General features: G+C 59.0%; 28 protein-coding genes. 11 read left to right on the plus strand and 17 right to left on the minus strand.

What is annotated here, in order from left to right:
• The first annotated feature begins 108 nt into the window (after positions 1 to 108).
• The 6 genes from ACM6I0_RS07895 (at position 109) to ACM6I0_RS07920 (ending at position 5773) form a co-directional block, all read left to right on the plus strand.
• Entirely contained in the window at positions 109 to 1068 is a 960-nt protein-coding gene (locus ACM6I0_RS07895) for an AraC family transcriptional regulator (protein ID WP_285432314.1), read from the plus strand.
• A gap of 260 nt (positions 1069 to 1328) precedes the next feature.
• A complete protein-coding gene (gene benA / locus ACM6I0_RS07900; protein WP_285432312.1) occupies positions 1329 to 2693 on the plus strand; it encodes a benzoate 1,2-dioxygenase large subunit in 1365 nt (454 codons plus the stop codon).
• On the plus strand, positions 2690 to 3178 hold the full coding sequence (gene benB, locus ACM6I0_RS07905; RefSeq protein WP_285432311.1) for a benzoate 1,2-dioxygenase small subunit: 489 nt from the start codon (positions 2690 to 2692) through the stop codon (positions 3176 to 3178). The genes benA and benB overlap by 4 nt, the downstream gene beginning before the upstream one ends.
• Positions 3179 to 3188: 10 nt before the next feature.
• Positions 3189 to 4202, plus strand: coding sequence for a benzoate 1,2-dioxygenase electron transfer component BenC (benC, locus tag ACM6I0_RS07910; protein WP_285432309.1), 1014 nt, complete (start codon positions 3189 to 3191; stop codon positions 4200 to 4202).
• Between the two features lie 59 nt (positions 4203 to 4261).
• Positions 4262 to 5035 carry a 1,6-dihydroxycyclohexa-2,4-diene-1-carboxylate dehydrogenase gene (locus ACM6I0_RS07915; RefSeq protein ID WP_285432307.1) on the plus strand — a complete coding sequence of 258 codons (774 nt, stop codon included), beginning with the start codon at positions 4262 to 4264 and terminating at the stop codon, positions 5033 to 5035.
• Between the two features lie 39 nt (positions 5036 to 5074).
• Positions 5075 to 5773 carry an alpha/beta hydrolase gene (locus ACM6I0_RS07920; protein ID WP_414921938.1) on the plus strand — a complete coding sequence of 233 codons (699 nt, stop codon included), beginning with the start codon at positions 5075 to 5077 and terminating at the stop codon, positions 5771 to 5773.
• Positions 5774 to 5785: 12 nt separating this feature from the next.
• Here the strand turns inward: ACM6I0_RS07920 and ACM6I0_RS07925 are convergent, their stop codons facing one another.
• Positions 5786 to 6148 carry an NUDIX hydrolase gene (locus ACM6I0_RS07925; RefSeq protein ID WP_414921939.1) on the minus strand — a complete coding sequence of 121 codons (363 nt, stop codon included), beginning with the start codon at positions 6146 to 6148 and terminating at the stop codon, positions 5786 to 5788.
• Positions 6149 to 6359: 211 nt separating this feature from the next.
• On the opposite strand from ACM6I0_RS07925, the gene ACM6I0_RS07930 reads away from it, so the two are divergent.
• The gene (locus ACM6I0_RS07930; protein ID WP_208667931.1) at positions 6360 to 6551 is read left to right on the plus strand and encodes a DUF2188 domain-containing protein; all 192 of its coding nucleotides are present in this window, start codon (positions 6360 to 6362) and stop codon (positions 6549 to 6551) included.
• Positions 6552 to 7712: 1161 nt separating this feature from the next.
• On the opposite strand, the gene osmE is transcribed toward ACM6I0_RS07930, so the two are convergent.
• Together osmE and ACM6I0_RS07940 are read right to left on the minus strand one after the other, a co-directional pair.
• Entirely contained in the window at positions 7713 to 8066 is a 354-nt protein-coding gene (gene osmE, locus ACM6I0_RS07935; protein WP_285434208.1) for an osmotically-inducible lipoprotein OsmE, read from the minus strand.
• A 13-nt stretch (positions 8067 to 8079) separates the two neighbouring features.
• Entirely contained in the window at positions 8080 to 8319 is a 240-nt protein-coding gene (locus ACM6I0_RS07940) for a hypothetical protein (protein ID WP_208667934.1), read from the minus strand.
• Positions 8320 to 8499: 180 nt separating this feature from the next.
• On the opposite strand from ACM6I0_RS07940, the gene ACM6I0_RS07945 reads away from it, so the two are divergent.
• The 3 genes from ACM6I0_RS07945 to ACM6I0_RS07955 all read left to right on the plus strand — a co-directional run bounded on the left by ACM6I0_RS07945 (position 8500) and on the right by ACM6I0_RS07955 (position 9449).
• Positions 8500 to 8718, plus strand: coding sequence for a hypothetical protein (locus ACM6I0_RS07945; protein WP_414921940.1), 219 nt, complete (start codon positions 8500 to 8502; stop codon positions 8716 to 8718).
• Positions 8719 to 8785: 67 nt separating this feature from the next.
• Positions 8786 to 9121 (plus strand): hypothetical protein, encoded by a 336-nt coding sequence (locus tag ACM6I0_RS07950; protein ID WP_285434211.1) that lies wholly within the window; start codon positions 8786 to 8788, stop codon positions 9119 to 9121.
• A 106-nt stretch (positions 9122 to 9227) separates the two neighbouring features.
• On the plus strand, positions 9228 to 9449 hold the full coding sequence (locus tag ACM6I0_RS07955) for a hypothetical protein (RefSeq protein WP_414921941.1): 222 nt from the start codon (positions 9228 to 9230) through the stop codon (positions 9447 to 9449).
• Between the two features lie 17 nt (positions 9450 to 9466).
• Here the strand turns inward: ACM6I0_RS07955 and ACM6I0_RS07960 are convergent, their stop codons facing one another.
• The gene (locus ACM6I0_RS07960) at positions 9467 to 9697 is read right to left on the minus strand and encodes a DUF6555 family protein (protein ID WP_414921942.1); all 231 of its coding nucleotides are present in this window, start codon (positions 9695 to 9697) and stop codon (positions 9467 to 9469) included.
• A 489-nt stretch (positions 9698 to 10186) separates the two neighbouring features.
• Positions 10187 to 10375, minus strand: coding sequence for a hypothetical protein (locus ACM6I0_RS07965; RefSeq protein ID WP_414921943.1), 189 nt, complete (start codon positions 10373 to 10375; stop codon positions 10187 to 10189).
• Between the two features lie 251 nt (positions 10376 to 10626).
• Here ACM6I0_RS07965 and ACM6I0_RS07970 point away from each other — a divergent pair, with 251 nt between their 5' ends.
• Entirely contained in the window at positions 10627 to 11343 is a 717-nt protein-coding gene (locus ACM6I0_RS07970; RefSeq protein WP_414921944.1) for a class I SAM-dependent methyltransferase, read from the plus strand.
• Between the two features lie 24 nt (positions 11344 to 11367).
• On the opposite strand, the gene ACM6I0_RS07975 is transcribed toward ACM6I0_RS07970, so the two are convergent.
• From ACM6I0_RS07975 to ACM6I0_RS08030, 12 genes are all read right to left on the minus strand, one after another.
• Entirely contained in the window at positions 11368 to 12108 is a 741-nt protein-coding gene (locus ACM6I0_RS07975; protein ID WP_414921945.1) for a Mut7-C RNAse domain-containing protein, read from the minus strand.
• A 48-nt stretch (positions 12109 to 12156) separates the two neighbouring features.
• Positions 12157 to 12945 carry an SDR family oxidoreductase gene (locus ACM6I0_RS07980; protein ID WP_208667945.1) on the minus strand — a complete coding sequence of 263 codons (789 nt, stop codon included), beginning with the start codon at positions 12943 to 12945 and terminating at the stop codon, positions 12157 to 12159.
• Positions 12946 to 12990: 45 nt separating this feature from the next.
• Positions 12991 to 14538 carry an amino acid ABC transporter permease/ATP-binding protein gene (locus ACM6I0_RS07985; protein WP_414921946.1) on the minus strand — a complete coding sequence of 516 codons (1548 nt, stop codon included), beginning with the start codon at positions 14536 to 14538 and terminating at the stop codon, positions 12991 to 12993.
• Positions 14539 to 14601: 63 nt separating this feature from the next.
• Positions 14602 to 15396: an ABC transporter substrate-binding protein gene (locus tag ACM6I0_RS07990; RefSeq protein ID WP_285434221.1), complete on the minus strand. Its 795-nt coding sequence runs from the start codon at positions 15394 to 15396 to the stop codon at positions 14602 to 14604.
• A 47-nt stretch (positions 15397 to 15443) separates the two neighbouring features.
• Positions 15444 to 16514: an isopenicillin N synthase family dioxygenase gene (locus ACM6I0_RS07995; protein ID WP_414921947.1), complete on the minus strand. Its 1071-nt coding sequence runs from the start codon at positions 16512 to 16514 to the stop codon at positions 15444 to 15446.
• Positions 16515 to 16528: 14 nt separating this feature from the next.
• Positions 16529 to 17380 carry a sugar phosphate isomerase/epimerase family protein gene (locus ACM6I0_RS08000; RefSeq protein ID WP_285434223.1) on the minus strand — a complete coding sequence of 284 codons (852 nt, stop codon included), beginning with the start codon at positions 17378 to 17380 and terminating at the stop codon, positions 16529 to 16531.
• A 366-nt stretch (positions 17381 to 17746) separates the two neighbouring features.
• A complete protein-coding gene (locus ACM6I0_RS08005; protein WP_285434235.1) occupies positions 17747 to 18640 on the minus strand; it encodes a LysR family transcriptional regulator in 894 nt (297 codons plus the stop codon).
• A gap of 155 nt (positions 18641 to 18795) precedes the next feature.
• Complete coding sequence (locus ACM6I0_RS08010) at positions 18796 to 19851, minus strand: alpha/beta hydrolase (RefSeq protein WP_414921948.1); 1056 nt, start codon at positions 19849 to 19851, stop codon at positions 18796 to 18798.
• A 43-nt stretch (positions 19852 to 19894) separates the two neighbouring features.
• Positions 19895 to 20974 carry an alpha/beta hydrolase gene (locus ACM6I0_RS08015; protein ID WP_414921949.1) on the minus strand — a complete coding sequence of 360 codons (1080 nt, stop codon included), beginning with the start codon at positions 20972 to 20974 and terminating at the stop codon, positions 19895 to 19897.
• A 2-nt stretch (positions 20975 to 20976) separates the two neighbouring features.
• Entirely contained in the window at positions 20977 to 22128 is a 1152-nt protein-coding gene (locus tag ACM6I0_RS08020; protein ID WP_414921950.1) for a cupin domain-containing carboxymuconolactone decarboxylase family protein, read from the minus strand.
• A 75-nt stretch (positions 22129 to 22203) separates the two neighbouring features.
• A complete protein-coding gene (locus ACM6I0_RS08025) occupies positions 22204 to 23196 on the minus strand; it encodes an aldo/keto reductase (protein WP_414921951.1) in 993 nt (330 codons plus the stop codon).
• Positions 23197 to 23302: 106 nt separating this feature from the next.
• A complete protein-coding gene (locus tag ACM6I0_RS08030; RefSeq protein WP_414921952.1) occupies positions 23303 to 24292 on the minus strand; it encodes an aldo/keto reductase in 990 nt (329 codons plus the stop codon).
• Positions 24293 to 24336: the final 44 nt, after the last annotated feature.

The following is a 24336-nucleotide window of genomic DNA, read 5'->3' on the forward strand; positions in this document are numbered from 1 at the left end:
GCGCCGCCCGGAGCCGGCTCGCTCCCACAGGTCGGTGAACTGACCATTGATGCGAGCTCTGCCCTAGAATGGCCCGACGCAATCGATAACAACAACGAGAGCAGCCCGATGATGCACGCGCAACTGTTGAGTCAGCGCAGCAGAATTTTCGACCACGCCGACCCTTACGCAGTGTCGGGTTACGTCAATCAGCATGTCGGCAACCATTGCATCCTGATGCCCAGGGTCGGCCAGCCACTGGCCAGCCTGGATCACCGTAAATTCGCCAGCCTCGACCTGTGCCGCATCAGCTACGGCGCCAGCGTTCGGGTCACTTCGGGCGCGCTCGAAAGCATTTATCACCTGCAAGTGTTGCTGCGCGGCAACTGCCTGTGGCGTGGTCACGGTCAGGAACACTACTTTGCGCCGGGTGAATTGCTGCTGATCAATCCTGACGATCCGGTCGACCTGACGTACTCCGACGATTGCGAGAAATTCATCCTCAAAGTGCCCACTCGCCTGTTTGAGGCAGTGTGCGAGGAGCAGCGCTGGCGCTATCCGGGGCAGGGTGTGAGGTTTCTGGAGAACCGTTATCAGCTCAATGAGCTGGAAGGGTTCGTCAGTCTGCTGGCGATGATTTGCCAGGAAGCCGAAGCCACCGAGCAGATTCCCCGGGTGCAAGAGCACTACGCGCAGATCATCGTCAGCAAGATGCTGAGCCTGATGAAGACCAACGTCATGCGCAGCAGCCTCGGCTCGCCGTCGGCCACGTTCGAAGTGATTGCCGATTACATCGCACGCCATCTCAAACAAGACATCGACAGCGAAGAGCTGGCGCGCCAGGCGCAAATGAGCCTGCGTTCGCTGTACGGATTGTTCGAGCGCAATGCCGGCACCTCACCGAAAAACTACATCCGGCAGAAGAAGCTCGAGCGCATCAACCTGTGCCTGAGCGACCCGACCTGCAACGTGCGCAACGTCACGGAAGTGGCCATGGATTACGGTTTCCTGCACCTGGGACGGTTCTCCGACAGCTACCGCAAACAGTTCGGCGAACTGCCCTCCGACACCCTCAAGCGCCGATACTGAACCCCTGAATTCTTTTCTCTTGATCGTTCCCACGCTCTGCGTGGGAATGCCTCAATGGACGCTCTGCGTCCGCTCTTGGGACGCAGAGCGTCCCGGGCTGCATTCCCACGCAGAGCGTGGGAACGATCATAATCAAAACGATCATGAACACCCCCCCCCATTGCAGTAAACGGATACAGGTCTGCACCCAGCGGATAGTCCGTCCCATCCCTGCGTCCTAGCATGGCCCTGCCTGAATAAAAACAATGGAGGCGGCGGCCATGTCCCTGCGACCCGAATACCTTCACTCCCTGCTTGAAGATGACAAAGAGCAGGGCATCTACCGCTGCAAGCGTGAGATGTTCACCGACCCGCGTTTGTTCGATCTGGAGATGGAACACATCTTCGAAGGCAACTGGCTGTACCTGGCGCACGAAAGCCAGATCCCCAACATCAACGATTTCTACACCACCACCATGGGGCGCCAGTCGGTCTTCATTGCCCGCAACAAGGACGGCGTGCTCAACGCGTTCATCAATGCCTGCAGCCATCGCGGTGCGACGCTGTGCCGGCACAAGACCGGCAACAAAAGCTCCTACACCTGCCCGTTCCACGGTTGGACCTTCAACAACTCCGGCAAGCTGCTCAAGGTCAAAGACCCGGCAGCGGCGGGCTACCCGGCGAGTTTCAACTGCGAAGGCTCCCACGACCTGACCAAAGTCGCGCGTTTTGAATCCTATCGTGGCTTCCTCTTTGGCAGCCTCAAGGCCGACGTGGTGCCGCTGGTTGAACACTTGGGCGAGTCGGCCAAGATCATCGACATGATTGTCGACCAGTCCACCGACGGCCTGGAAGTGCTGCGCGGATCTTCCACCTACATCTACGAAGGCAACTGGAAGCTCACCGCTGAAAACGGCGCCGACGGTTATCACGTCAGCTCCGTGCACTGGAACTACGCCGCCACCCAGAACCAGCGCAAACAGCGCGAGGCCGGTGACGCCAATCCGACCATGAGCGCTGGCACCTGGGCCAAGCAGGGCGGTGGTTTCTACTCCTTCGACAAGGGCCACATGCTGCTCTGGACCCGCTGGTCCAACCCCGAGGATCGTCCGCTGTACGAGCGCCGCGACGAGCTGGCCCGTGACTTCGGCAAGGCCCGTGCCGACTGGATGATCGAGAACTCGCGCAACCTGTGCCTGTACCCCAACGTGTACCTGATGGATCAGTTCAGCTCGCAGATCCGCATCGCCCGGCCGATCTCGGTCAACCGCACGGAAATCACCATTTACTGCATCGCCCCCAAAGGTGAAAGCGACCACGCACGTTCGAGCCGGATTCGTCAGTACGAGGATTTCTTCAACGTCAGCGGCATGGCCACCCCGGACGATCTGGAAGAGTTTCGCTCCTGCCAGACCAGTTATCAGGGCAGCGTCACCACCTGGAACGACATGTCCCGTGGTGCCGAGCACTGGGTCGAGGGCGCCGATGAGGCGGCCAAAGAGATCGACTTGCATCCGCTGCTCAGCGGCGTGCGCACCGAAGACGAAGGCCTGTTCGTGTTGCAACACAAGTATTGGCAGCAAACCATGCTCAAGGCCCTGGCTGCTGAACAGTCCGAATTGATCGCTGTGGAGGCCGTGCAATGACCATCACCTATGACGCCGTGCGCGATTTTCTCTACCGCGAAGCGCGCTACCTCGACGACAAGCAGTGGGACGACTGGCTGGAAATGTACGCCGTCGATGCCTCGTTCTGGATGCCGTCCTGGGACGACAACGACGAGTTGACCGAAGACCCGCAGCGCGAGATCTCGCTGATCTGGTACGGCAATCGCACCGGCCTGGAAGACCGCATCTTCCGCATCAAGACCGAGCGCTCCAGCGCGAGCATTCCGGACACTCGGACCTCGCACAACCTGAGCAACATCGAGCTGCTCGAACAGGCCGACGGACTGTGCAAGGTGCGCTTCAACTGGCACACCCTGAGCTTTCGCTACAAGACCGTCGACAGCTATTTCGGCAGCAGTTTCTACACCCTCGATGTGCGCGGTGAAAACCCGCTTATCAAGGCCAAGAAAGTGATCCTGAAGAACGATTACGTTCGCCAGGTCATCGATGTCTACCACCTGTGAGGCGACCGTCATGACTCATTCCATCGCATTCAATTTCGAAGACGGCGTCACCCGGTTCATCGACGCCAATGTCGGCGAAACCGTGGCCGATGCCGCGTATCGCCAGGGCATCAACATTCCGCTGGATTGCCGCGACGGCGCCTGCGGCACGTGCAAATGCTTCGCCGAAGCCGGTCGTTATGACTTGGGCGAGGAATACATCGAAGACGCGCTCAGCGCCGAAGAAGCCGCACAAGGTTTTGTCCTGACCTGCCAGATGCGCGCCCAGAGCGATTGTGTGGTGCGCGTGCCGACATCATCGCAGGTGTGCCGGACGCAGCAGGCCAGTTACGACGCCACGATCAGCGCCGTGCGGCAGCTGTCTGACAGCACCATCGCGCTGTCGATCAAGGGCGAAGCCTTGAGCAAACTGGCGTTCCTGCCCGGGCAATACGTCAACCTTGGTATCCCGGGCAGCGAGCAGACCCGCGCGTATTCGTTCAGCTCGTTGCAGCGCGACGGCGAGGTCAGTTTCCTGATCCGCAACGTGCCCGGCGGCTTGATGAGCAGCTTCCTCACCGGCATGGCCAAGGCGGGGGACAGCATGCGTCTGGCCGGACCGTTGGGCAGTTTCTATCTGCGCGATATCCGCCGGCCGTTGTTGCTGTTGGCAGGCGGCACCGGTCTGGCTCCGTTCACCGCCATGCTGGAAAAAATCGCCGAGCAGGGCAGTGAGTACCCGCTGCATCTGATCTACGGCGTGACCAACGATTTCGACCTGGTGGAACTCGACCGACTCGAAGCCTTTGCCGCGCGAATCCCCAATTTCAGCTTCAGTGCCTGTGTTGCCAACCCCGACAGCCAGCACCCGCTCAAGGGCTACGTCACCCAGCACATCGAGCCACGGCATTTGAACGATGGCGACGTCGACGTCTACCTCTGCGGCCCACCGCCGATGGTCGAGGCGGTCAGTCAGTTCATTCGCGAGCAAGGCGTCGCGCCAGCGAACTTCTACTACGAGAAATTCGCCGCCAGCGCGGCTTGAGTCAGGCATTGCAGGGACAGCGCCGCTCCCGCAGGTCAGTGTTTTTCCATGAGGTAGACATGAACAGATTTCACGAAAAAATCGCGCTGATCACCGGCGCTGCGCAAGGCATTGGCCGGCGCGTGGCCGAGCGCATGGCCGCCGAAGGTGCGCGACTGATTCTGGTGGACCGCTCGGATCTGGTGTTCGAGGTGCAGCAACAACTGGGGCAGACCTGCCAGGTGCTCGCGCTGACAGCCGACCTCGAACAATACGAGGAATGCAGCCGCGTGATGCGCACTGCCGTCGAGCGCTTTGGACGTCTCGACGTGCTGGTCAACAATGTCGGCGGGACGATTTGGGCCAAGCCGTTCGAGCACTACGAAGCACAGCAGATTGAAGCTGAAGTGCGCCGCTCGCTGTTCCCGACGTTATGGTGCTGTCACGCCGCGCTGCCGTTCATGCTTGAACAAGGCAGCGGCGCCATCGTCAACGTGTCGTCCATAGCCACTCGCAGCATCAATCGCGTGCCGTACGGCGCAGCGAAGGGCGGGGTGAATGCGCTGACCGCTTGCCTGGCATTCGAAACCGCCGGTCGTGGCGTGCGGGTCAACGCGACGGCACCGGGCGGCACCGAAGCGCCGCCACGGGTGATTCCACGCAACAGTGCGCAACAGAGCGCCGAGGAACAGGTGTGGTATCAGCAGATTGTCGACCAGACGCTCGACAGCAGTTTGATGAAGCGCTACGGCACGCTGGATGAGCAGGCAAGCGCTATTCTGTTTCTGGCCAGCGACGAAGCCTCGTACATCACCGGCATGATCATGCCAGTGGGCGGCGGCGACCAAGGCTGATGCGACTCACCAATACAACGCACAAACAGGAGTCCCGTGATGAGCGAAAAACCCACTGTCGTGCTGGTTCATGGTTTTTGGGGCGGTGCCGCCCATTGGAATAAGGTCATCGCCGATCTGTTGCGCAAGGGTTACACGAAGATTCGGGCGGTCGAGATGCCGCTGACCTCCTTGGCCGACGACGCCGAGCGCACCCGCAAGATGGTCGCTCAAGTGCCGGGGCCCGTGTTGCTGGTGGGGCACTCCTACGGCGGGGCAGTGATTACCGAGGCGGGCGATCAACCGAATGTCGTGGGCCTGGTGTACATCGCGGCATTCGCCCCGGACGCCGGTGAAAGCCCCGGCAGTATTACCCAGCAGCATCCACCCGTGGCGGCGGCCAACCTGGCGCCCGACAGCGACGGGTACTTGTGGGTCAAACCCGAGCTCTACCACGAAAGTTTCTGCCAGGACCTGCCGGCAACCGAAGGATTGGTCATGGGCCTGACCCAGAAAGCGCCGCTGGCCAGCACGTTCGGCGACACCATCAACACGGTAGCGTGGAAGACCAAACCGTCGTGGTATCAGGTCTCCAGCGATGACCGGATGATCGCCCCGCAAAACCAGCAATGGATGGCAGGGCGGCTGAATGCCCGGGAGATCCTGACCCTGAATGCCAGTCATGCATCCCTTGCCTCGATGCCGGCCGAGATTGCCGCGTTCATCGACAAGGCCGCCACAGCGTTGGCCCAAGCCTAGGCCTGGGCAACACTACAAGCGGCGCTGAAACGCCTTGATGATTTTGAGTATGGCGTCGCTTGTGTTCAGGTTCTGCACTGCGTCCAGCGGATACCACATGCAATCGAAAATTTCGTTTTGCGGCCGCGCTTCGTCCAGGTTGAGGACGGACGCCTCATACACATGGTGTCGAGTGCTGCCTGTTTGCAGCTCCATCACATACAGCATGCTGTCGACACCTAATCCGGTTTCTTCCTGAAGTTCTCGGGTGGCGGCGTCGACAATGGTTTCGCCGCGCTCGACTTTTCCGCCGGGCAGCGTCCAGCGACACCTGGGCTTACGCACCAGGAGTACATGCCGGTCCTGCTCGCAAATAACGGTTGCGCGTACTTTCATCTGTTACTAAACCGCCGCCTGTCATAAAACAGTCATAAAAATGCAATATTCAGGCCCAAGCCCGTGTTTCAAGGGTTGGAGCCTTCGTGGAGGTAAAAAGTGTAACGCAATGACAAAACGGTGGCGCGACGTCTGGTCGGCACTCGAGCGTAGGGCGGGTGTAAGGTAATCCCGTCAATGGCGGCGTATCACTGCCTAAAAGGAGGTGACTATGAGCGTTCCGATGCTGAATAAAATGCACATGAATGGTTATGACGTACTCAGCGTAAATAACGGCCCCTGGAGGGTATGCACCAAAGGTGACCGTCTTGGTGCATTTGCCAGCCGAGAAGAAGCACTGGCGTTCGCGGCAGCGCTTCCAGCCTACAGAGCGCGGTCGACACAACGTCAGAAGTCAGAATGAGCTTGGGCTCAAAGTCTGGGTAAACGGGTAATGCTGTTCGCCTAAGAACGTTTTGTTGTTGGGTGTTGGGTGTTGGGTACATATCCGTTTCTGCGGTAACGGCGGCTATTGGTTCCGCTCTTACAGCGGGTTACTTGGAAGAGCGCCAAGTAACCAAGCGCTTTTGCCCCTGACGTTCGGTGCCTCGCTAAGGCTCGGCATGCCCTCGCTCCGGTCCTGCTCCGTGGGCCCGCCGCCATCGGCCATCCATGGCCGGGGGCGGCTACCGCGGCATCCTTGCCGCGGTGCCCACTGCGCAGAACCTGCGCTCGGCCTCTCGAGGGGGCGTGCACCGCCAAAGCAAAGCGAGGCGGCCTACGGGCCGGCCTGTTTGCTCAACGCTTGCGCGTCGTGATGGTCGTGATCGTTCCCATGCTCCGCGTGGGAATGCCGCCGGGGACGCTCTGCGTTCCGCTGTCGACACCAGGCTCGAGTCTTGCGCGATGGTGACGCGGAGCGTCACGGGATGCATTCCCACGCAGAGCGTGGGAACGATCAACAGCCAAGATCAACAGCATCGCGAGCAGGCTCACTCCCACCTAAAGCAGAGCAGACCAGCGCACCGCTGTTGCTTCTCACCACTCATCAGGTCAAGCGTTAGCTCGCCTTTAGCTTTTGATCTTGATCTTGATCTGCCCCATCGGAAGGCCGAACGCAGGTTCTGCGCAGTGGGCAACCCGGCATGGATGCCGGGTTAGCCGCCCCCGGCCATGGATGGCCGATGGCGGCGGGCCCACGGAGCAGGACCGGAGTGAGGGAATGCCGAGCCTAGGCGAGGCACCGTACGTCAGGGGCGCATGCGCATGGTTACTTGGCGCTCTTCCAAGTGACCCGCCGTCAGGGCGGAACCAATATCCGCCATGACCGCAGAAACGGATATGTCCCCAACCCCAAAACGTTCCCAAGCGAACCGCATTACAGTCCAAGGACCGTCCGCTGGCGGTGAAATCGGGTAACCCTGACCACGACAAGTTAGGCGCGATGCTGATCAACGAAGCGTACAGCCAGCCTGTCCTCGATACGCCTGAGCTCAAGAGCAGCGCCATCATTACGTTCGCGGATAAATGGCGGAACACCTGTAACCATCCCGTTTCCAGTTAACGGGCAAGCGCAGCGAGGTGTTCAGTAACCCCCGCCGCCCGTACTGTGCGAGGGCTCCCTGGCTCTCTGCTGTGCGTTGCTCCATTCAGCACAGGTCATGAAGCTTTTGTGGTCGACCTTGCCCCGGTCATCGAAGCTGATGTTGTACGGCTTCTGTTGGCCGGCCTGCTTGAGCTTGTAATCAAAACAGGTGCCAGGCACCACGGTGCGTTCGCTTATCGCTGAAGGCTGGCCGCCAATTTGCTCGACCTGATCCTTGCTCATGCCGGTCTCGACTTTGGCAACCAGCGGCTGATCACGATAGACATGTGAATCACTGCTGCAGCCAGCCGTCGCCGCCAGCACGACAACCAGCGCCAATAGAGGCGTGTTCATGGCAACACTCCCGTCAGTGAGCTTTCGTTCGTCTGATCACCTTTGCTTTGACTTCTTCGGCATAACCCGCCAGTCGCTCTTCATCACCTTGAAACAATTCGCACAGCTTCTGCGTTGCTTGTGCATCCACATCATTACCGGCCAGGCGCAACTGCTCTGCTATGCGCAAGAGTTCCACTGCCGACCACCTCAGGTCCGACGCAACGCCTTGCAGGTCACGCCGAAGTTGGTTCTCATCTTCGCTAAGCCACATGATGATCTCCTGCAATACTCCGCTAAGAAAAGCGTAGTCCCATTTGGCTGGGGCGAAATGTGTGTTCGTCTGATCCACGGGAGAGGGAAGGGTTTCCATTGGTCGGGAAGATGAGTGGGTTTGAGCCAGCGTGATGTCGTAGTGATGAAGTGAATTTTCGCTAGGGCGAGGCCATATCAAATGTCGAATACCGATGATTTCAGATTTCATGCGCATGAGTTGATTGTTGATCTGGACGCTGCAACCACGGAAATGATGAAACTGATTTCTGCCCATCAACTAAGCGGCCCGGAGTGGGAACGGGTCACTCAATGGCAACATGAAGCGTATGAACGATGGATGACGTATTTGAACAAAAGGTCATACCCAGACCTTGGTGAGAACAACATCAACTCCTGACGTTATTCCGATGGATGTCTGGACCGCTACGCGCTACATTTCCCGTTTTTCGGGATAAGGAAGCGTCATGCGGATGTGGATTGGGGGAATTGCGGTGGTGATGCTGGCAGGTTGTTCGTTGCCGGCATCCCTGGTGCCAGGCGAGCCTAACCTCAGCAAATACAGTAACAAGATACCCAAGGACTATGCCGCCTGCGTTCTACCGCTGTGGCAGCAGCAAATCTCCAAAACGACTCAGACCCCGATTTCCAATGGCTACCGGATCAAAGCGCCGAGCATTATCACGGCTGACGAGATTCTGGACATTGTGAAATATAAGGACGGCAGTCGCATTTCGCTGTACCAGGGACCACCGTGGGCCAAGTCGGACGCGATGCGCAAGGCGGTTCGCAGCTGCTTGTAGAGATCGCTCAATGGCGACTTCATTTATCAGTGCCGTATGTCGGAGCCGAGGAACACTGACCGATCAGGCGCCTTCCAAGAGAAAGACTGTCCTTGGAAGTGTGGCGATGAATGACGATTTGAAAAAAGATGCCCTGGATACCTGGTACAAAATCTTGAACGAGCCGCAACTTCGTATGGATTGCGAAGAACAGTACGACGAGTTGCTCAAGGCTGCTGACGAGATGGAGCGTACCGGGCTGATCAACAGTGCGGAATGGCGCGAGTTGGTGCGGCAAGCGGGCACGGCATTTTCAAAAGCCATAGAAAGCGTGGACGGCGGCACTTAGGTGATCCATGCCTGCCTTTATGGCAGTTCCTCCCAACTGACCTGCATCAACCCTGACGCCTGGGCGTGGACTCGAAGCGCTTCTTCGTTTTGCTGATCGTGGTTTTCCCCATACGAAAGCCCGATCCCCGAGTGCAGGCATGCGTAATACCATGCGTCGGCGTCGGTCATGTGTGAGTCGGGTTGAACAAAAATATGACGACTCTTTTTTAGGCTGTAAGTGATTTGAAAATGTCGACGGCGGATCATCCGATTCTCCTGGTGCTGCCACTACGACATTAGTGGCGTAGTGCCAGTTCCCTCGGTTTTCGGACTTTTATCAACTTCCTCGAAACGCGAAGTTTTTTATCCCGTCATGTTCGATATTTTGGCGAGTTGACGCCGGAGCGCTCAACCCGCATGCATTGAAGGCACTCATCGTTGAGCTGCAAGCATTCCTTGTCGGCGTCTTCCCTGGTTGCATAGTGAGTGGGTAGTCGTCGCTTTTCTTCATTGTCATAAAGGTTGAATCCGATCGATGCAGTTTTGCAGTAGAAGCGCGATCCGTTGCGCGTCGATCCCGTTTCCGTGGGGATTGCAGGAACAACAGCGAATCTTGGAATCATCTTCACGTACTCCTTTTCGAATTCTCCTTAACGTGTAGCGGCTACTGGCCACTACCGCAAGGGTGCGCCTGAAGTATCCGATGAACAGGCCGTCCGCAGAAAAGGGCGGGTCGATGCCGGCTGTGGAGAGCCGTCAGGAGGTTGGTTGGCGCCGATCCAGGCCAGAAGGATTGCCGGCATTTATCAACCTTCTCTCGATCAGGATATTTTGCAGAGCCTGCCGCGCGACAGGCTCTAGCTGATGCTCTCGCTTCTTGAGTTCAAGGAGTATCGGGCTGGACCAGGTGCGATAGGTTTTTTCAGCTTGAGGAATGGATGTCATCTATCTCTCCTTGATCAGGCGACCGCCAATGAATCAGGCAGTTTGGGTTCGGTAAATACCCTAGTTGAGGAAACGGATTTTCGCCAAGAATTTGCACTGCAATGGTGCGCTTGATTTTCACAGCGAGCGTTGCGCCAGAGCGCTAAAGGTTTTAGCCGTCCATTCCTGACAGGAATGCAGCACATAAAATTAATGAATTTTTATTATTTGAACGTGTGGCGTAGCTTGATTTCAGGACATGGAGAACCGCCTTGAAAATATCCTCACTCAACGCCGCCGAAAAATTTGATACCTCCCGGGCCAATGAGTACGGCCGGCAGAGCCGTATTGCACTCGCCGGATACGACGCTTGCCAGGACTTGGCGGCCTGTATGCTGGCGGCAAGCCTTGGCCCTGCAGACTCGGCAAAAATACTGGTGGTGGGCGCTGGTGGTACGGCACAGGAAATTATTGCCATGGCCAGGCTTGAACCCGGTTGGCGCTTCACCGCCGTTGATCCGTCCGAGCCGATGCTGGAGGCCGCGAAGCAGCAGTTGGAAGCCAACAACTTGCTTGAAAGAACAACCCTGCATCTTGGGCATGTTGAAGACCTGGCAGCAGACGAATCATACGACGCAGCCACCCTGATCGGCGTGCTGCATCATCTTGAAGGGGACGACGCCAAGCGACACATACTACGGTCCATTCGGGCTCATCTAAAACCGGATGCGCCACTGATTGTCGCGGGCAACCAATACGCTTATGCGAGTCAGCCGTTGCTGCTGGCCGCCTGGGGGCAGCGTTGGCGGCAGCATGGCGCCAGCCCGGACGAGGTAAAGGCCAAGCTTGGGAAAATTCTTCAAGGCGCCGATCCTCCGCATTCCGAAGCGGCGGTTCAAAAGCTGTTGCATGACGCAGGATTTGGCGACGCAACCCGTTTTTTTAGCAGCCTTTTCTGGGGGGCGTGGTTAACGTGCAAAGTGGCTTGAGCAACGCAGCCGGCCGATGTCTGCCTATCGATCCAGTAGCGGTGCCAGCAGTGCACACATGCCGCGCCAGTGGGAACCCTCCCAGTAAATTCGCTGGCAAGCGTCGCAGCGCACGAAGTGCGAATAGAGGGCGCTAACGCGGGGCGGGACTCGCGCCCGGGCCAGTTCCGGGCTGATCTCGTGCAGCGGCAGATTGCAATGCAGGCATAGGCTGAAGGGCCGCGCGCTTCGCGCCAGGTCGAGGCGCTCGTAGATTTCGCGCAGTTGCAGGGACGGTTTCAGGGCATGCACGTAGCAGCCGTGGCTGATGATGCGCCGCTTGAGCAAATCGCGGTCGCGGGTCAGCACGATGCGTCCTTGGTGCGCCGCGATCTCGGCGATCTGGCCATCCTCGAAGCCGTTGTCATAGAGGGTGTCGAAGCCGCTCATGCGCAGCAGGCTGGCAAGTCCGCCCAGGTGCGCATCGGCGATGAAGCGCAGCACCCGTAGCGGTTGCGCGCGAACCTTTAGCAACGGGCTGATATCCAGCGCTTCGAATTTGGGATACACCGCCAGCCGGTCACCGTCGAAGATCAACCGTTCGAAGCCCGCTGACTCGCCGTTGAGCAACACCAGTTCGACCTCCGTGTGCGGTATCCCGAGCGCCTCGATCATGTGCTTGACCGTCGCCCCTCGCGCGCACTCGCAGGTGAATGACTGCCGCCGCCGTTCGGCCGGCAGGAAATCGTTGAGCTCCTCGTAGAAGCGGAAGGTTGCACGGGTCATGCTCAACAGTATGGCAGGGCAGCTCAATCGCCGCCCCGCCTGCTGTCACTATTGGCTGGAGCGGATCGCTCCACCATCGATCAGCAAGTTCTGCCCGGTCAGGTAGCTTGCATGACGGCTGCAAACGAAGGCGCACAGCGCTCCGAATTCCTCGGGTGTGCCGAAGCGTTTGGCGGGGATTTCGCTGCGGCATTCGTCTAGGAATGCCTCACTGTCTTGTCCCATCTCCTGGGCCGCGGCGACCAGGTTGTCACGCAGTCGATCAGTGTCGAAGGAGCCGGGTTGCAGGTTGTTGATCGTCACGTTGCGACTGGCAATGTTTTCTTGCCGGGCCAGCCCTGCGATGAATCCCGTCAGACCACTGCGAGCACCATTGGACAGGCCAAGGCTTTCGATGGGGGACTTCACGGCACTCGAGGTGATGTTGATGATCCGGCCAAATCCGCGAGCCGCCATACCGTCCACGGTTGCCTTGATCAACTCGATGGGCGTGAGCATGTTGGCATCCAGCGCCTTGAGCCAGGCGTCGCGGTTCCATTCGCGAAAATCCCCGGGAGGAGGGCCGCCAGCGTTGTTGATCAAGATATCGAAATGCTCATGGGCGTTGAGCGCTGCGGCCCGGCCTTCAGGCGTCGAAATGTCTCCGGCGACGGCGATGACGGTCACCTCAGGATTGATCGCTCTGAGCTGACGGGCTGTTTCATTCAGCGTCTGCTCGCCTCGTGCCGTGATTACCACGTTCACGCCTTCGTGGACGAGTGCCTGTGCGCAAGCTTTACCCAGACCTTTGCTGGCGGCGCACACCAGCGCCCAACGTCCTGCGATTCCAAGGTTCATGCGTGTTTTCCTGAAAGAACGAAGCTCAAAAAAGGGGTTGCCTGATCATGCATGATGCGCTGCGACCGGCGTGTTTGGCGCTCGAACACCGATGCCCATAAAGCGTCGCACGCGTTCTCCTTCGGCATCGCAGCGTATGGTTTCAGGCGCGGCATCGAGTTGAATATTGCCGTTTTCCATGAAAATCACCCGATCGGAAATCGACATCGCAAAGTCCATTTCGTGGGTCACGATCACCATGGTCATGCCTTCTTTGGCCAAGTCGCGGATCACGTTGAGCACGTCGTTGACCAGTTCCGGGTCGAGGGCGGAGGTCGGCTCGTCGAACAGCATGATCTGCGGCTCCATGGCCAAGGCCCGAGCGATCGCCACGCGCTGTTGCTGTCCGCCGGAGAGCTGGTGCGGGTACTTGTGGGCATGGGCCAGCAGGCCGACCTTGTCCAGTAGCGCATAAGCACGATGTTCGCTGAGTTCGCCCGGCTGACCGTGGTAACGCGGGGCCAGCGTGACGTTGTCGAGAATGGTGCGGTGCGGGAACAGGTTGAAGTTCTGGAACACCATGCCGATGTGGCGCACGCCTTTGCGCAGGCGCGAGCTGTTGGGTTTGTCCGAGGCTTCGATGAATTTTTCGCCGAACAACAGAATGTCACCGGTATCGATGCTTTCCAGGCCGTTGACCGTGCGGATCAGCGACGTCTTGCCAGAGCCGGATGGCCCGATGATCGAGACCACTTCGCCGTATTGGACATTCAGGTCGATGCCCAGCAGCACTTTGTGCGTGCCATAGCTCTTCTGGATGTTCTTGAGTTGCAGGATGGGCGTCGCATTGGTGCCGGCGGCTTTGCGCGCGCTGTCGGGCAATGCTTCGGCACAGGCCTTGAGCTTGGCGATGGCGGCCGCGTCGAGTGTATGCGGCTTACGGAAATTCAGGTCCAGGTAGCGCTCCAGACGCTGCAGGAAGAAGCCGAAGACGGTGACGATCAACACGTAGTACACGCCGACCGCCGCCAGGGTTTCCATGACCAGGAAGTTAGTGGCGTAGAGACGTTGCCCGACGGTGAGAATTTCGGTCAGGGAGATGACCGAGACCAACGATGTCAGCTTGACCACCGTGATGTATTCATTGATCAAGGTGGGCAGCGAAATACGGAATGCCTGGGGGATCACGATCAAGCGTTGCATGCCGAGCAGGCCGACGCCCAATGCGCGCCCGGCTTCTTTCTGGCCCTTGGCCACGGAAATCAGACCACCACGATGGATTTCCGCCATGTACGCCGCTTCGGTGACTACCAGGGCCAGCAAACCGGAGTAGAAGGGATTGGACAGAATCGGTCCGCTACCGGGAAACAATTGCGGCAGGTTGTAGACGAACACCACCAGCACCAGCAACGGGATGCTGCGAAAGAACCAGATGTAGACCGCTGCGGGAATGCGCAGCAAGGGCGATTGGGACAGCTTGGCCGTGGCCAGGACGAAACCCAGCAGCATGCCGATGAACCAGGCCAGGGCACTGAGTTGGATGACTGTTATGCAGGCATGCCAGAAGTCCGGAAGGGAGAACAGCGAGAGAAAATACGACCAATCGAATTGCATGGGACACCTCGATCTGCCGCCCCGAAGCGGGGAGGCAGATGACCAATCTATAAGGACAAATTCTTAGTTGGCAGTCGGTTCTTCCAAGCCATATTTTTTAAGAATGGCGGCGTATTCACCGCTCTTTTTGGTCTCCTCGAAGGCCGTTTGCATGGCCTTGAAGGTTTCGTCGTTACCTTTCTTGACGAAGATGCCCAGGGTTTGCTGATAAATCGGGTGCTCGGTGGTAATCACGACGCGCCCATTGGTTTTTTCCGCGATCATTTTGGCGGCGCCGGCGATTTCAACCTGGGCCTGAATGTTCTTGGACAACAGGGCCTGGGTCACTTCAGGCGCCGAAGGGTATTCGCTGACGGTGATCGCGCCTTTGTTGTTCGGCACGCAGTAGTCATCGGACAGCTTCCTGAATTCCTTGACCCAGGTCGTGCCCTGTTCCAGGCCCAGCTTCAAGCCGCACAGGTCTTCAGGTTTTTTCGCATTGATCTCGCTGCCCTTGGGCACCATGACCGCGGCACCGGTATTGGCATAAGCGATGGTCTGGGCCTGAGTCTGGCGCTCCGGCGTGATGTACATGCCGGAAATGACCGCGTCGTACTTGGCGGAATTCAAGCCCAGGATCAGGCTCGGGAACTTGGTGTCGACGAACTCCACCTTGGCGTTCATGTGCTTGGCCAATGCCGCTGCCAGCTCAGGGTCCGAACCCACCACGTTCTTGTCTTTGTCATAGGACTCGAAAGGCGGGTAGGTGATTTCCATGCCGACCTTGAACGTATCTGCCGCAGCCATGCTCACGGAGGCACCGAGCATTCCGGCTGCCAATACAGCCAAGCTCAACAGATTTTTTTTGTTGTTTTTCATTTTTCACTGACTCCGGCGTAGGTAAGGGATGTGGCTGAAAACTTCAATCAGGACGGTTGAGCCTGATTTTTCAAATGTCCGAAACTGGCGGGCTTGCGTGCCTTGCCTGGCAGTTGAACTTCCCCATTGGCCACCCTTTGACGCAGATACTGATAGGTCTGCAGCGCCTGGCCATACATGTGTTCGCCGATCGTGATCTCTTCGTAATCGTTGCCTTCCTGGGCGAACCCGGGCAGTGGTTTGATCTGGGTGTGATAGTCGCAGGCATAAAACAGCGGGAAGGAATAACGCTCTTCTTTCACGCTGCGTACCCGGTGCGCGGTGGCAACGAATGCGCCTGCCGTCATCACCTCCAGCATGTCGCCGATGTTGACCACAAAGGCATCGGCAATCGGTGGTGCATCGATCCATTCTCCGAGGTTGTTCATCACCTCAAGGCCGGGTTTGTCGGCCAGGAGAATGGTGAAGCACTCGTAATCAGTATGGGCGCCAAGTCCCGGTGCGTCATGGGCTGCACCGTCGAACGGGTAGTGGATCAGGCGCAGTTTGGACGGCGGTCGGGTGACCAGGCTGTCGAAGTAGTTTTCTTCCAGGCCCAGGGTCAGGGCAAAGCCGCTGAACAGGCGCCGGCCGAGGGCGAAGATCGCTTCGTAGTAGGCCTGCACCGCCGGCTTGAAACCCGGCAGCTGTGGCCAGTCGTTGGGCCCCAGCAGCGGGGTGTTGGCTAGCACCAGCGGGTCATTGGCCGGGACTTCGAAGCCGACGTCGAAGGCTTCCTTGTGGTCTGGCTTGCCTTTGGAATAGACCTCTTCGCCTTCGGGCACAAAGCCCTTGTGGGTTTGCGAGGTGCCGATGTAGTGCCGCATCTTGGTGTCCAGGGACTGGTCGAAATAGTCCTTGGCTGCCTGGCGCAGGTTGGCGATCAGTTGCGGGTCGATACCGTGGTCGGTGATATAGAGGAACCCGACTTCGCTGGCGGCGCGCCCCAATTCTTCGGCCACGGCGAGACGGTGTTCCAGTTCCACACTGAACAGACCGGCGATGTTGACCACCGGGATGCTGTTGAAGTTGGCTTTTTGTGGGTCAGTGCTGGCGCTGTTGTTTTTATTGTCAGGCATGACGCATCGGCTCCCTAAGGATGGCTTGGGTGGTGGAAACGCTCGAAGTGTTTGCGCTCGGTCTGGCCCATCCACACGTTCAATGACCACAGGTCGGCGACCGGGACATTGGTGAAGGGCAAATGGTGCAGGTAGCCGTCGGCGCCAAATTCCGGGGTCAGGGTGCTGACCTGGTAACCGCGCGCTTGCTGCGATCGCCAGATGCTTTCCCAGTGCTGTTGATGGAACGCCAGTTCTTTTGCGTACTCGGGCGCTGCCGGGTGCGGAACCTGCGGGCCCTGGTCGTAACCGACCCGAGCCTGAATATGGTGAACCCGCTCGACGAAAGCGCTCAGGTCATCGGCCGGGTCGTTCAACAGGCGCTCGCAGGTCACGACCCAATGGCTGATGTCACTGGTGAACAGCAGATCGGGCAGTTGCCGGATCAACTCCAGGGTCACCCAAGGGTTGAACAGTGAACGCGAGCGGTGCGTTTCGAAACTGCAGACCTGTCCGTGCTTGCGCGCCAGGTCCAGCGCCTGGCCAAAAAACTCCACTTGTTGTGGCAAGGTCCAGCGGTCGTTGCCCGCCAGCACGTTGACGAAACGTGGACCGAGTTCAGCAGCCCAGGCGAGTTTCTGGTCGAGGTCATTGAGGTGCACGGCAGGCGTTGCCGACTGGTCCGGCAGCACGTCGTACGCGGTGAAGACGGTGCTGATATAGCCCAGACGATTGGCCTGGAGAAAGGCGCCAAACTCAGCCCTCTCACGGGCGTCCAGTGGCAGGCGTGCTTCCATGCCATCAAAGCCCGCTTGCAGCAACTCCTCAAGCGCCTGAGCCTTGCTGGCGGTGTAACCCCACAGCGTGCGGAAAATTTCCAGCTTCATCGGTGATCCTCAAAAATCCAGGGCCTACTGCAAAAGCACTTCAACGGCGCCAAGTCACCAAGCGATCAATGGTCAGCGGGGCAGAGGACTTCAGGTCTGGATCTCTGCGTAAATCTGATCCACTGAGCGATACCAGGCGGGTTCGCTGTGGAGCCGATGTTAGGCATAGGCCGGGTGGCGAAAGAATCCGAAAGTTCAAATGAATACTTCAGACTTTCATCAACAAATAGCTAGCTACTTATTTGGCTTGCGAGGAGGGATTTGATGGGCGCGTACGTGTCTGCGTTGGCTATCAGCGCGAGGTGCCACTGTTACGGCATTATTTTGAAGAGTCCCAAGCGAGAGGGGCCGTCGAAGCGCGAAGATTCAGCGCTTGTAACGCAGCGCATCAACGACCACGCCAAACGCTGACGAGTGCTCGCGGCGGTTTGGGTAGTAGAGATGGTAGCCGGGGAAGGGCTGGCACCAATCCTCCAGAAACCGCAACAGACTCCCGTCGCCAATTTCCTTCGTCACCATATCTTCTGGCAGGAACGCCAATCCGCAGCCCGCGACTGCCGCGCGCAGGATGGGCAGGCTGCTGTTGAACGTCCACTGTCCTTCGACGCGTGCCTTCAGCTCGTGACCGTCCTTCTCGAAATCCCATTGCAGGAGGCTGCCGTGGGTCGGCAGACGCAGATTGATGCAACTGTGTTCGGCGAGATCGCCTGGCACTGTCGGCGGTGATCGCCGCTTGAAATACTCGGGGGAGCCGACAACCGCCATCCGCAACGCAGGGCCGATGGGCACAGCGATCATGTCCTTGGCCACTTGATCGCCCAGCCGCACGCCTGCGTCATAGCGCTGCGCGACGATGTCGGAAAGGGCGTAGTCGACCGTGATTTCGACCTTGATGTCTGGATAGTCTGGAAGCACCTTCAACAGTTTTGGCCACAGAATATTGTTCGCGGCATGCTCCGAAGCCGAGATCCGCACATTGCCTGCCGGGGTATCGCGAAATTCGCTGACGGCGGCCAATTCAAGTTCGATTTCTTCAAAGCGCGGCGCCATGGACAGGTACAGCCGCTGACCCGCTTCGGTCGGTGACACGCTGCGTGTGGTGCGAGTCAGCAGCCGAACACCGAGTCGGGTTTCGAGGGCGCGCATCGTGTGGCTGAGGGCGGATTGCGAGACACCCAGTTGTGCGGCCGCGCGTGTAAAGCTGCCCTCGCGGGTGATGACCACGAAGGCCTGGAGGTCATTGAGATTGGCTCGGGACATTGCTGAGAGACTCTCATGAGAGGCGGGGCATTACTGCATGTAAGCATGCCCCAATGGCGTGCACGCATTTTTTGTAGCAAAGGCGCGGGAACAGGCGTGCCGGGAAATGGCTTCCCGGCCGAGGGTGATAGCACAAACCCGGGTGAAGTCTGGGATCACAGCGTTCTGGCGTAAAACCCGGAGAGCTTGTCTATGGCCGTGTCGACATAGCGTGGAACCCAATAGGTTTCGATATGGGTTGCCCCGTCGATCTTGAACAGTTCCTTGTCTTGGGTGCCTGTGGCCTTGGCGAACGCATCTTCGATCATGTACAGGCTGTCGGCCTTGCTGCCGGCGATCATCAGCAACGGCTGGCGGATCAGGTCGATCTGCTGGGTGGCGTCGAAGCGCATCAGGTCGAGCAAACTGCTCGTGGTGTACTTGAAGGTCGAGTTGGGATGGGCGTGAGTCTTCCAGTAGTACTCGTAGCCTTGGCGGTAGAGATCGAATGGCAATTTCGCGATCTGCTCATCCGTCAGATTGGCATCCCCTGAATAGAGGATTTCGCCGCCGGCCGCTTCCTGGGCGCGAGCCGCCGAGGCCTGTTGCAAGCGTTGCTCAAGGGTGTCCAGTTGCGAGTCGGCGTAGCCATTGCGGCGAACCCGCCCTGAGTTGAACATGCTCACCGTCGCCAGCGACTTGAAGCGTTTGTCGGTTTCAGCCGCAGCCAGGGAATACCCGCCGCCGCCACAGATGCCGAGCAGGCCCAGGCGCTTGCCGTCGACGCCGGCATACTGGGTAATGAAATCCGCCATGCCATGAATGTCTTCGATGCGCGATGCCGGTTTGTCGACACTGCGCGGTTGTCCTGCGCTGGCGCCCTGGTAAGCGGCATCTGCGGTGATGGTGATATAGCCTTGTTCCGCCAGGCGTTGCGCATAGAGACCTGCCACTTGCTCTTTCACCCCGCCATTGGGATGCGCGACGACGATACTTGGATAGGCTTTCTTGGGGTCGTAGTTGGCCGGGGTATAAACGTTGGCCGCTATATCCAGGCCATTGAGCTTGTAGCTGACCGGATGGATATTGACCTTGCCGGGCTCATTCTTGCTGATCGCACCGTCGTAGACCAAGGTAAAGGGATTCTTTTTATAGTCAGCGGCGATGGCCTCGCCACCGCAGACGCTGGCCATTGCAGCCATGAGCGTGGCTTTCAAAATTGTGTTTCTCATGTGAAGTCTCCTGTGTGTTCAAGCAACGCAGCGGTGCAGGCCCTCATCGGTCCAGGCTCTTTTCGGCGAGGAATCTGGAGACCAGGTCCGCGATCTGTACGTTGTTCAAGTCCGACATGGGGAAATGGGTATTGCCCTTGATACCGATCTGCGGCAGATGGATCAGTGTGACGTCGCCGCCATGCCTGTTGACCGTGTCACGCCACGTTCGAGCCATGCTCAGTCGGGCACGCCAACTGTCTTGGGCGGGCAGGTCGACGGCCTGCTCAGGGATGTTGTCGCCGTAAACGACCAGGATCGGAATCCGCGTGAGCGCCATGAACTGCGCCAGTGGCACTGCCGCTCCCTGCACGGTGTCGAACGCGCTGGGAATCGGTGCGGGCACTTCACCTTCCGGAAAGACAAAACTGCTGCCTGGCTCGAACGCCACAATCGCCTTGACCTTGTCGTTCTTGATCGCGGTCAGCCAACCTGGCCCACCACCCTGGGAGTGAGTGAACAGAATGCCTGGGCCAATCCTGTCAAACAGCGCCGAAACACCCGCAGAAACCACGGCCATGTCGAAGGGGCCGGTATTGGGCGTCATTGCGCGGAAGAACTGTTCGCGGGTTTGCGCATCCCGAGCCACCTGCACACCTTCGAAATAGTTGGGCCACAGGCCGATACGGAATTGGTTGAACCAGAGCTGCTCGTCCGGCGTCGGCTTGAGCGTGGCCTCGACCATGCTGCGGCCGGCATTACCGCGACGCGGTTGATCGATCAGATACACGCCGAACTGACGGCGCAGGAAGATGTTCTGGAAACCTTCGCGACCATCGGCGGTGGTTTCCCAGGTCTTGGAGAACTGGCCCGCGCCGTGCCACATGACGATGGGCAGTTTTCGGGCATTGACCGGAATCTGGTAGAACGCGTAGGCATGGTCGCCATGGTAGGTCTGGCCGTTCGGTTCCATCGGTTTGCGCGGATCGAACAGGCCAGGCGCCGTGGTCATCGTCCCGCCAGCGGTGAAGCTGCCTTGTTGCTGAATCAGCAAGGGGCCATTGGCGTTACTGGAGCCCTGAGTTGCGCAGGCGGCAAGCAAGCCGAGCAGGGCGATGCCCAGCAGATTTTTTCCGATCTTCATCTTCAACCTCCAGACGCGGCGAGTGCCTGCGTCAGTGCTGCGCTTGCACGCTTGGCCGTTTGTTCATCCATGTGCTCGGCCAGCAGCTCAGTGACGTGCTGTAACTGCGAGGCGCTCAACCCGACCCGCATGCTCGCCCGCATATGCGAGCGCAACTGCGACTCCACACCCGGGGTTGCGGCCAGTGCGCCGACGGTGGCCAGTTCCCGGCTTTGCCAGTCGAGGTTGTCGCGTTCGAAGATGTCGCCGAACAAATGGGTTTGCAGGAACTGGTTGATGACGGGCGCGAACTCGAACACCGGGCCTTTGACCGGGCCGCCGGAGATCCGGGTTTGGTTGGCCGTGCCTGCAGCAAGCAAGGCAGCACCGGTTGGAATCGCGCGGCCGGGTTCACGCCCCGGCGCGTCGTCGATGCCACGCTGTTTGCGCGCCTGCACCAGTTTCATCAGCTCATCCAGCGCGTTGAGGCTGCGCGGGAAACCCACATAGGCGTAGAGCTGCACGAGGATTTCCCGGGTTTCGCTGACCGTCAGGCCAGCGTCCAGGCCTTGGCCCAAGGCGGCGTTGAGCCTGGGCCTATCGCTGACGGCCATGGCGGCGGCGATCAACGGAATGGCTTGTTGCCTGGCGGACAGCATGCCTGACGCGGATGGTGTGTCGGGCAGCTTGCCGGTCGACTTCGATGGGTCCGCGTAGTCCTTCTCTGAAACCTTCTCTGCCCAGGTGACGGTTCTCCCGTCTTCGGCTTCGGCGATGGCGATGTGGGTCATGCCGGTGGTCGCCGTGGCTCCATGCCAATGGCGCACGTTGGGCGGGATCCAGACGATATCCCCCGGCCGGATCTCCTGGCGTGGACCACCTGCCTGCTGCACGTAGCCCATGCCGGCGGTGACGATCAGCGTCTGCCCCAGCGGATGGGTGTGCCAAGCCGTGCGCGCACCGGGTTCAAAAGTCACCGTGCCACCGCCGACGCGGGCAGGGGGCTCAGCCTTGAAAAGGCCATCGACATGCACTGTGCCCGTGAAGTTATCTGCAGCGCCTTCGATTGAAGGCTGAGAGCCCGCACGGCTGATGCGCACTTCGTTGGCGGTTTGGGCGCAGGCTTCTCCGGTCAGGAGCGCCAAGGCAACCAGTGGTGCAATCAGTGTTTTCATATAGGGCGTCCCTGCAAAAGGGTGAGTCGACAGTGAAGCTTTTTCAAAAGCGCTGCCGCTCTCACCGTGATGGATTCAGAGCCCGGTCATCTTCAGCGCAGGCTCGGGCAACCGATCCCCTTGCACCTGGATCCGGGACGTCTGCTCGTTGATCAAACGCAGATCCTCACGGGTCAGATCCAGTTCGATAGCCCCAAGGTTTTCTTCCAGGCGATGCGGTTTCGTCGTGCCGGGAATCGGCACGATCCACGGCTTCTGTGCCATCAGCCAGGCCAGTGCTACCTGTGCCGGGGTCGCGTTTTTACGCTGGGCGACAGCCTTTACCACCTCGACCAACGCAAGGTTGGCCTTGCGCGCATCAACAGAAAAACGGGGTACGGCGTTTCTAAAGTCGGATGCTTCGAACTGCGTGTTCTCGTCAATTTTGCCGGTCAGGAAACCTGCGCCGAGCGGGCTGAAGGGCACAAAACCAATGCCCAGCTCCTCCAGCACAGCCAAAAGCTCGAGCTCCGGGCCACGCCAGAAGAGTGAATATTCGCTCTGTACGGCCGTCACTGACTGAACCGCATGGGCCCGGCGAATCGTCTCGACACCCGCCTCTGAGAGACCGAAATGCTTGACCTTGCCTTCGGCGATCAAGTCCTTGATGGTGCCGGCTACGTCTTCGATCGGCACGGCTGGATCGACGCGGTGCTGGTAAAACAGATCGATGCGGTCAGTGCGCAGGCGTTTCAACGAAGCTTCGGCCACCGCCCGGATATGCTCCGGGCGACTGTTGGTACCGCCGCTGCGTTCGCCGGTGATCAGATCGATGTCGAAACCGAACTTGGTGGCTATAACGACCTGGTCGCGAATCGGCTGCAGGGCCTCACCCAGTAGCGCCTCATTGCTGAAGGGGCCGTAAGCCTCGGCGGTATCGAACATGGTGACGCCGCGATCATGAGCGGTACGGATCAGCTTGATCATGTCCTGCTTGTCGGCAGCAGGCCCATACGCCGACGTCATGCTCATGCACCCAAGACCCAGTGCCGACACTTGCAGGCCATTACCCAGCGTGCGAGTTTTCATTGATCTACTCCAGTAAAGAAATTGAGTGCCCATCAGTGGTGGTTGAAGGGCGAGCTGGCGAGGGCAGTGACGACCGTGGGGCGAAGGGTGTTCATGCCCGTTGCCGTCAGCGCCCGACACGTGCCTTCAGAGATTCGGGATAGCGGTCGCCCTGGATATGGATCTGCGAGAGTGTCGACTCGATTGCCTGAAGTTCGGCCTCCGAGAGCGAGAGGGACACGCTGCCGATATTTTCTTCCAGGCGATGCAGTTTGGTCGTGCCGGGGATAGGAACGATCCACGGCGCCTTTGCGAGCAACCAGGCCAGCGCGATCTGCGCCGGGGTCGCCTCCTTCTGTGCCGCAATCTCGCGGATCAACACCACCAGACCCTGATTGGCGTGCAGGGCCTCCTTGCTGAAGCGAGGCACAATGCTGCGGAAGTCGTCGCTGCCGAATGAAGCATCTGCCGACACGGTTCCGGTGAGAAAACCCTTGCCCAACGGGCTGAAAGGCACGAAGCCGATTCCCAGTTCCGCGAGTGTCGGCAGTATTTCCAGCTCCGGCTCACGCCACCACAGGGAGTATTCGCTTTGCAGCGCCGTGACCGGCTGTACTGCGTGGGCCCGGCGAATGGTTTGCGCGCCCGCTTCCGACAGACCGAAGTGCTTGACCTTGCCTTCCTGGATCAGCGCCTTGACCACCCCCGCGACCTCTTCAATGGGAACGTCTGGATCGACTCGGTGCTGGTAGAGCAAATCGATGAAGTCTGTCTTTAAACGGCGCAGCGAGCCCTCGACCGCGACACGGATATGTTCCGGGCGACTGTTGAGGATCTGCTGTTTGTTGTCCTCGCCAAAGGTGAAGCCGAACTTGGTGGCAATGACGACTTGATCGCGCACGGGGGCCAGTGCCTCACCCACCACTTCCTCGTTCAGGTAGGGACCGTAGACCTCGGCAGTGTCGAAAAAAGTCACCCCTTGATCGACCGCAGCGCGGATCAGCGAGATGGCCTGCGCGGTGTCGGTAGCGGCGCCATAGCCATGACTGAGGCCCATGCAACCGAGCCCCAGGGCCGAGACTTCAAGAGAACTGTTTCCGAGTTTCCGCTTTTGCATAGTAGATCTCCCTGCCTGGCGAGCGGCTCGAAGCCGAACGCCAG

The sequence above is a fragment of the Pseudomonas sp. IT-P294 genome, from assembly GCF_949767865.1.
Lineage (GTDB): Bacteria > Pseudomonadota > Gammaproteobacteria > Pseudomonadales > Pseudomonadaceae > Aquipseudomonas.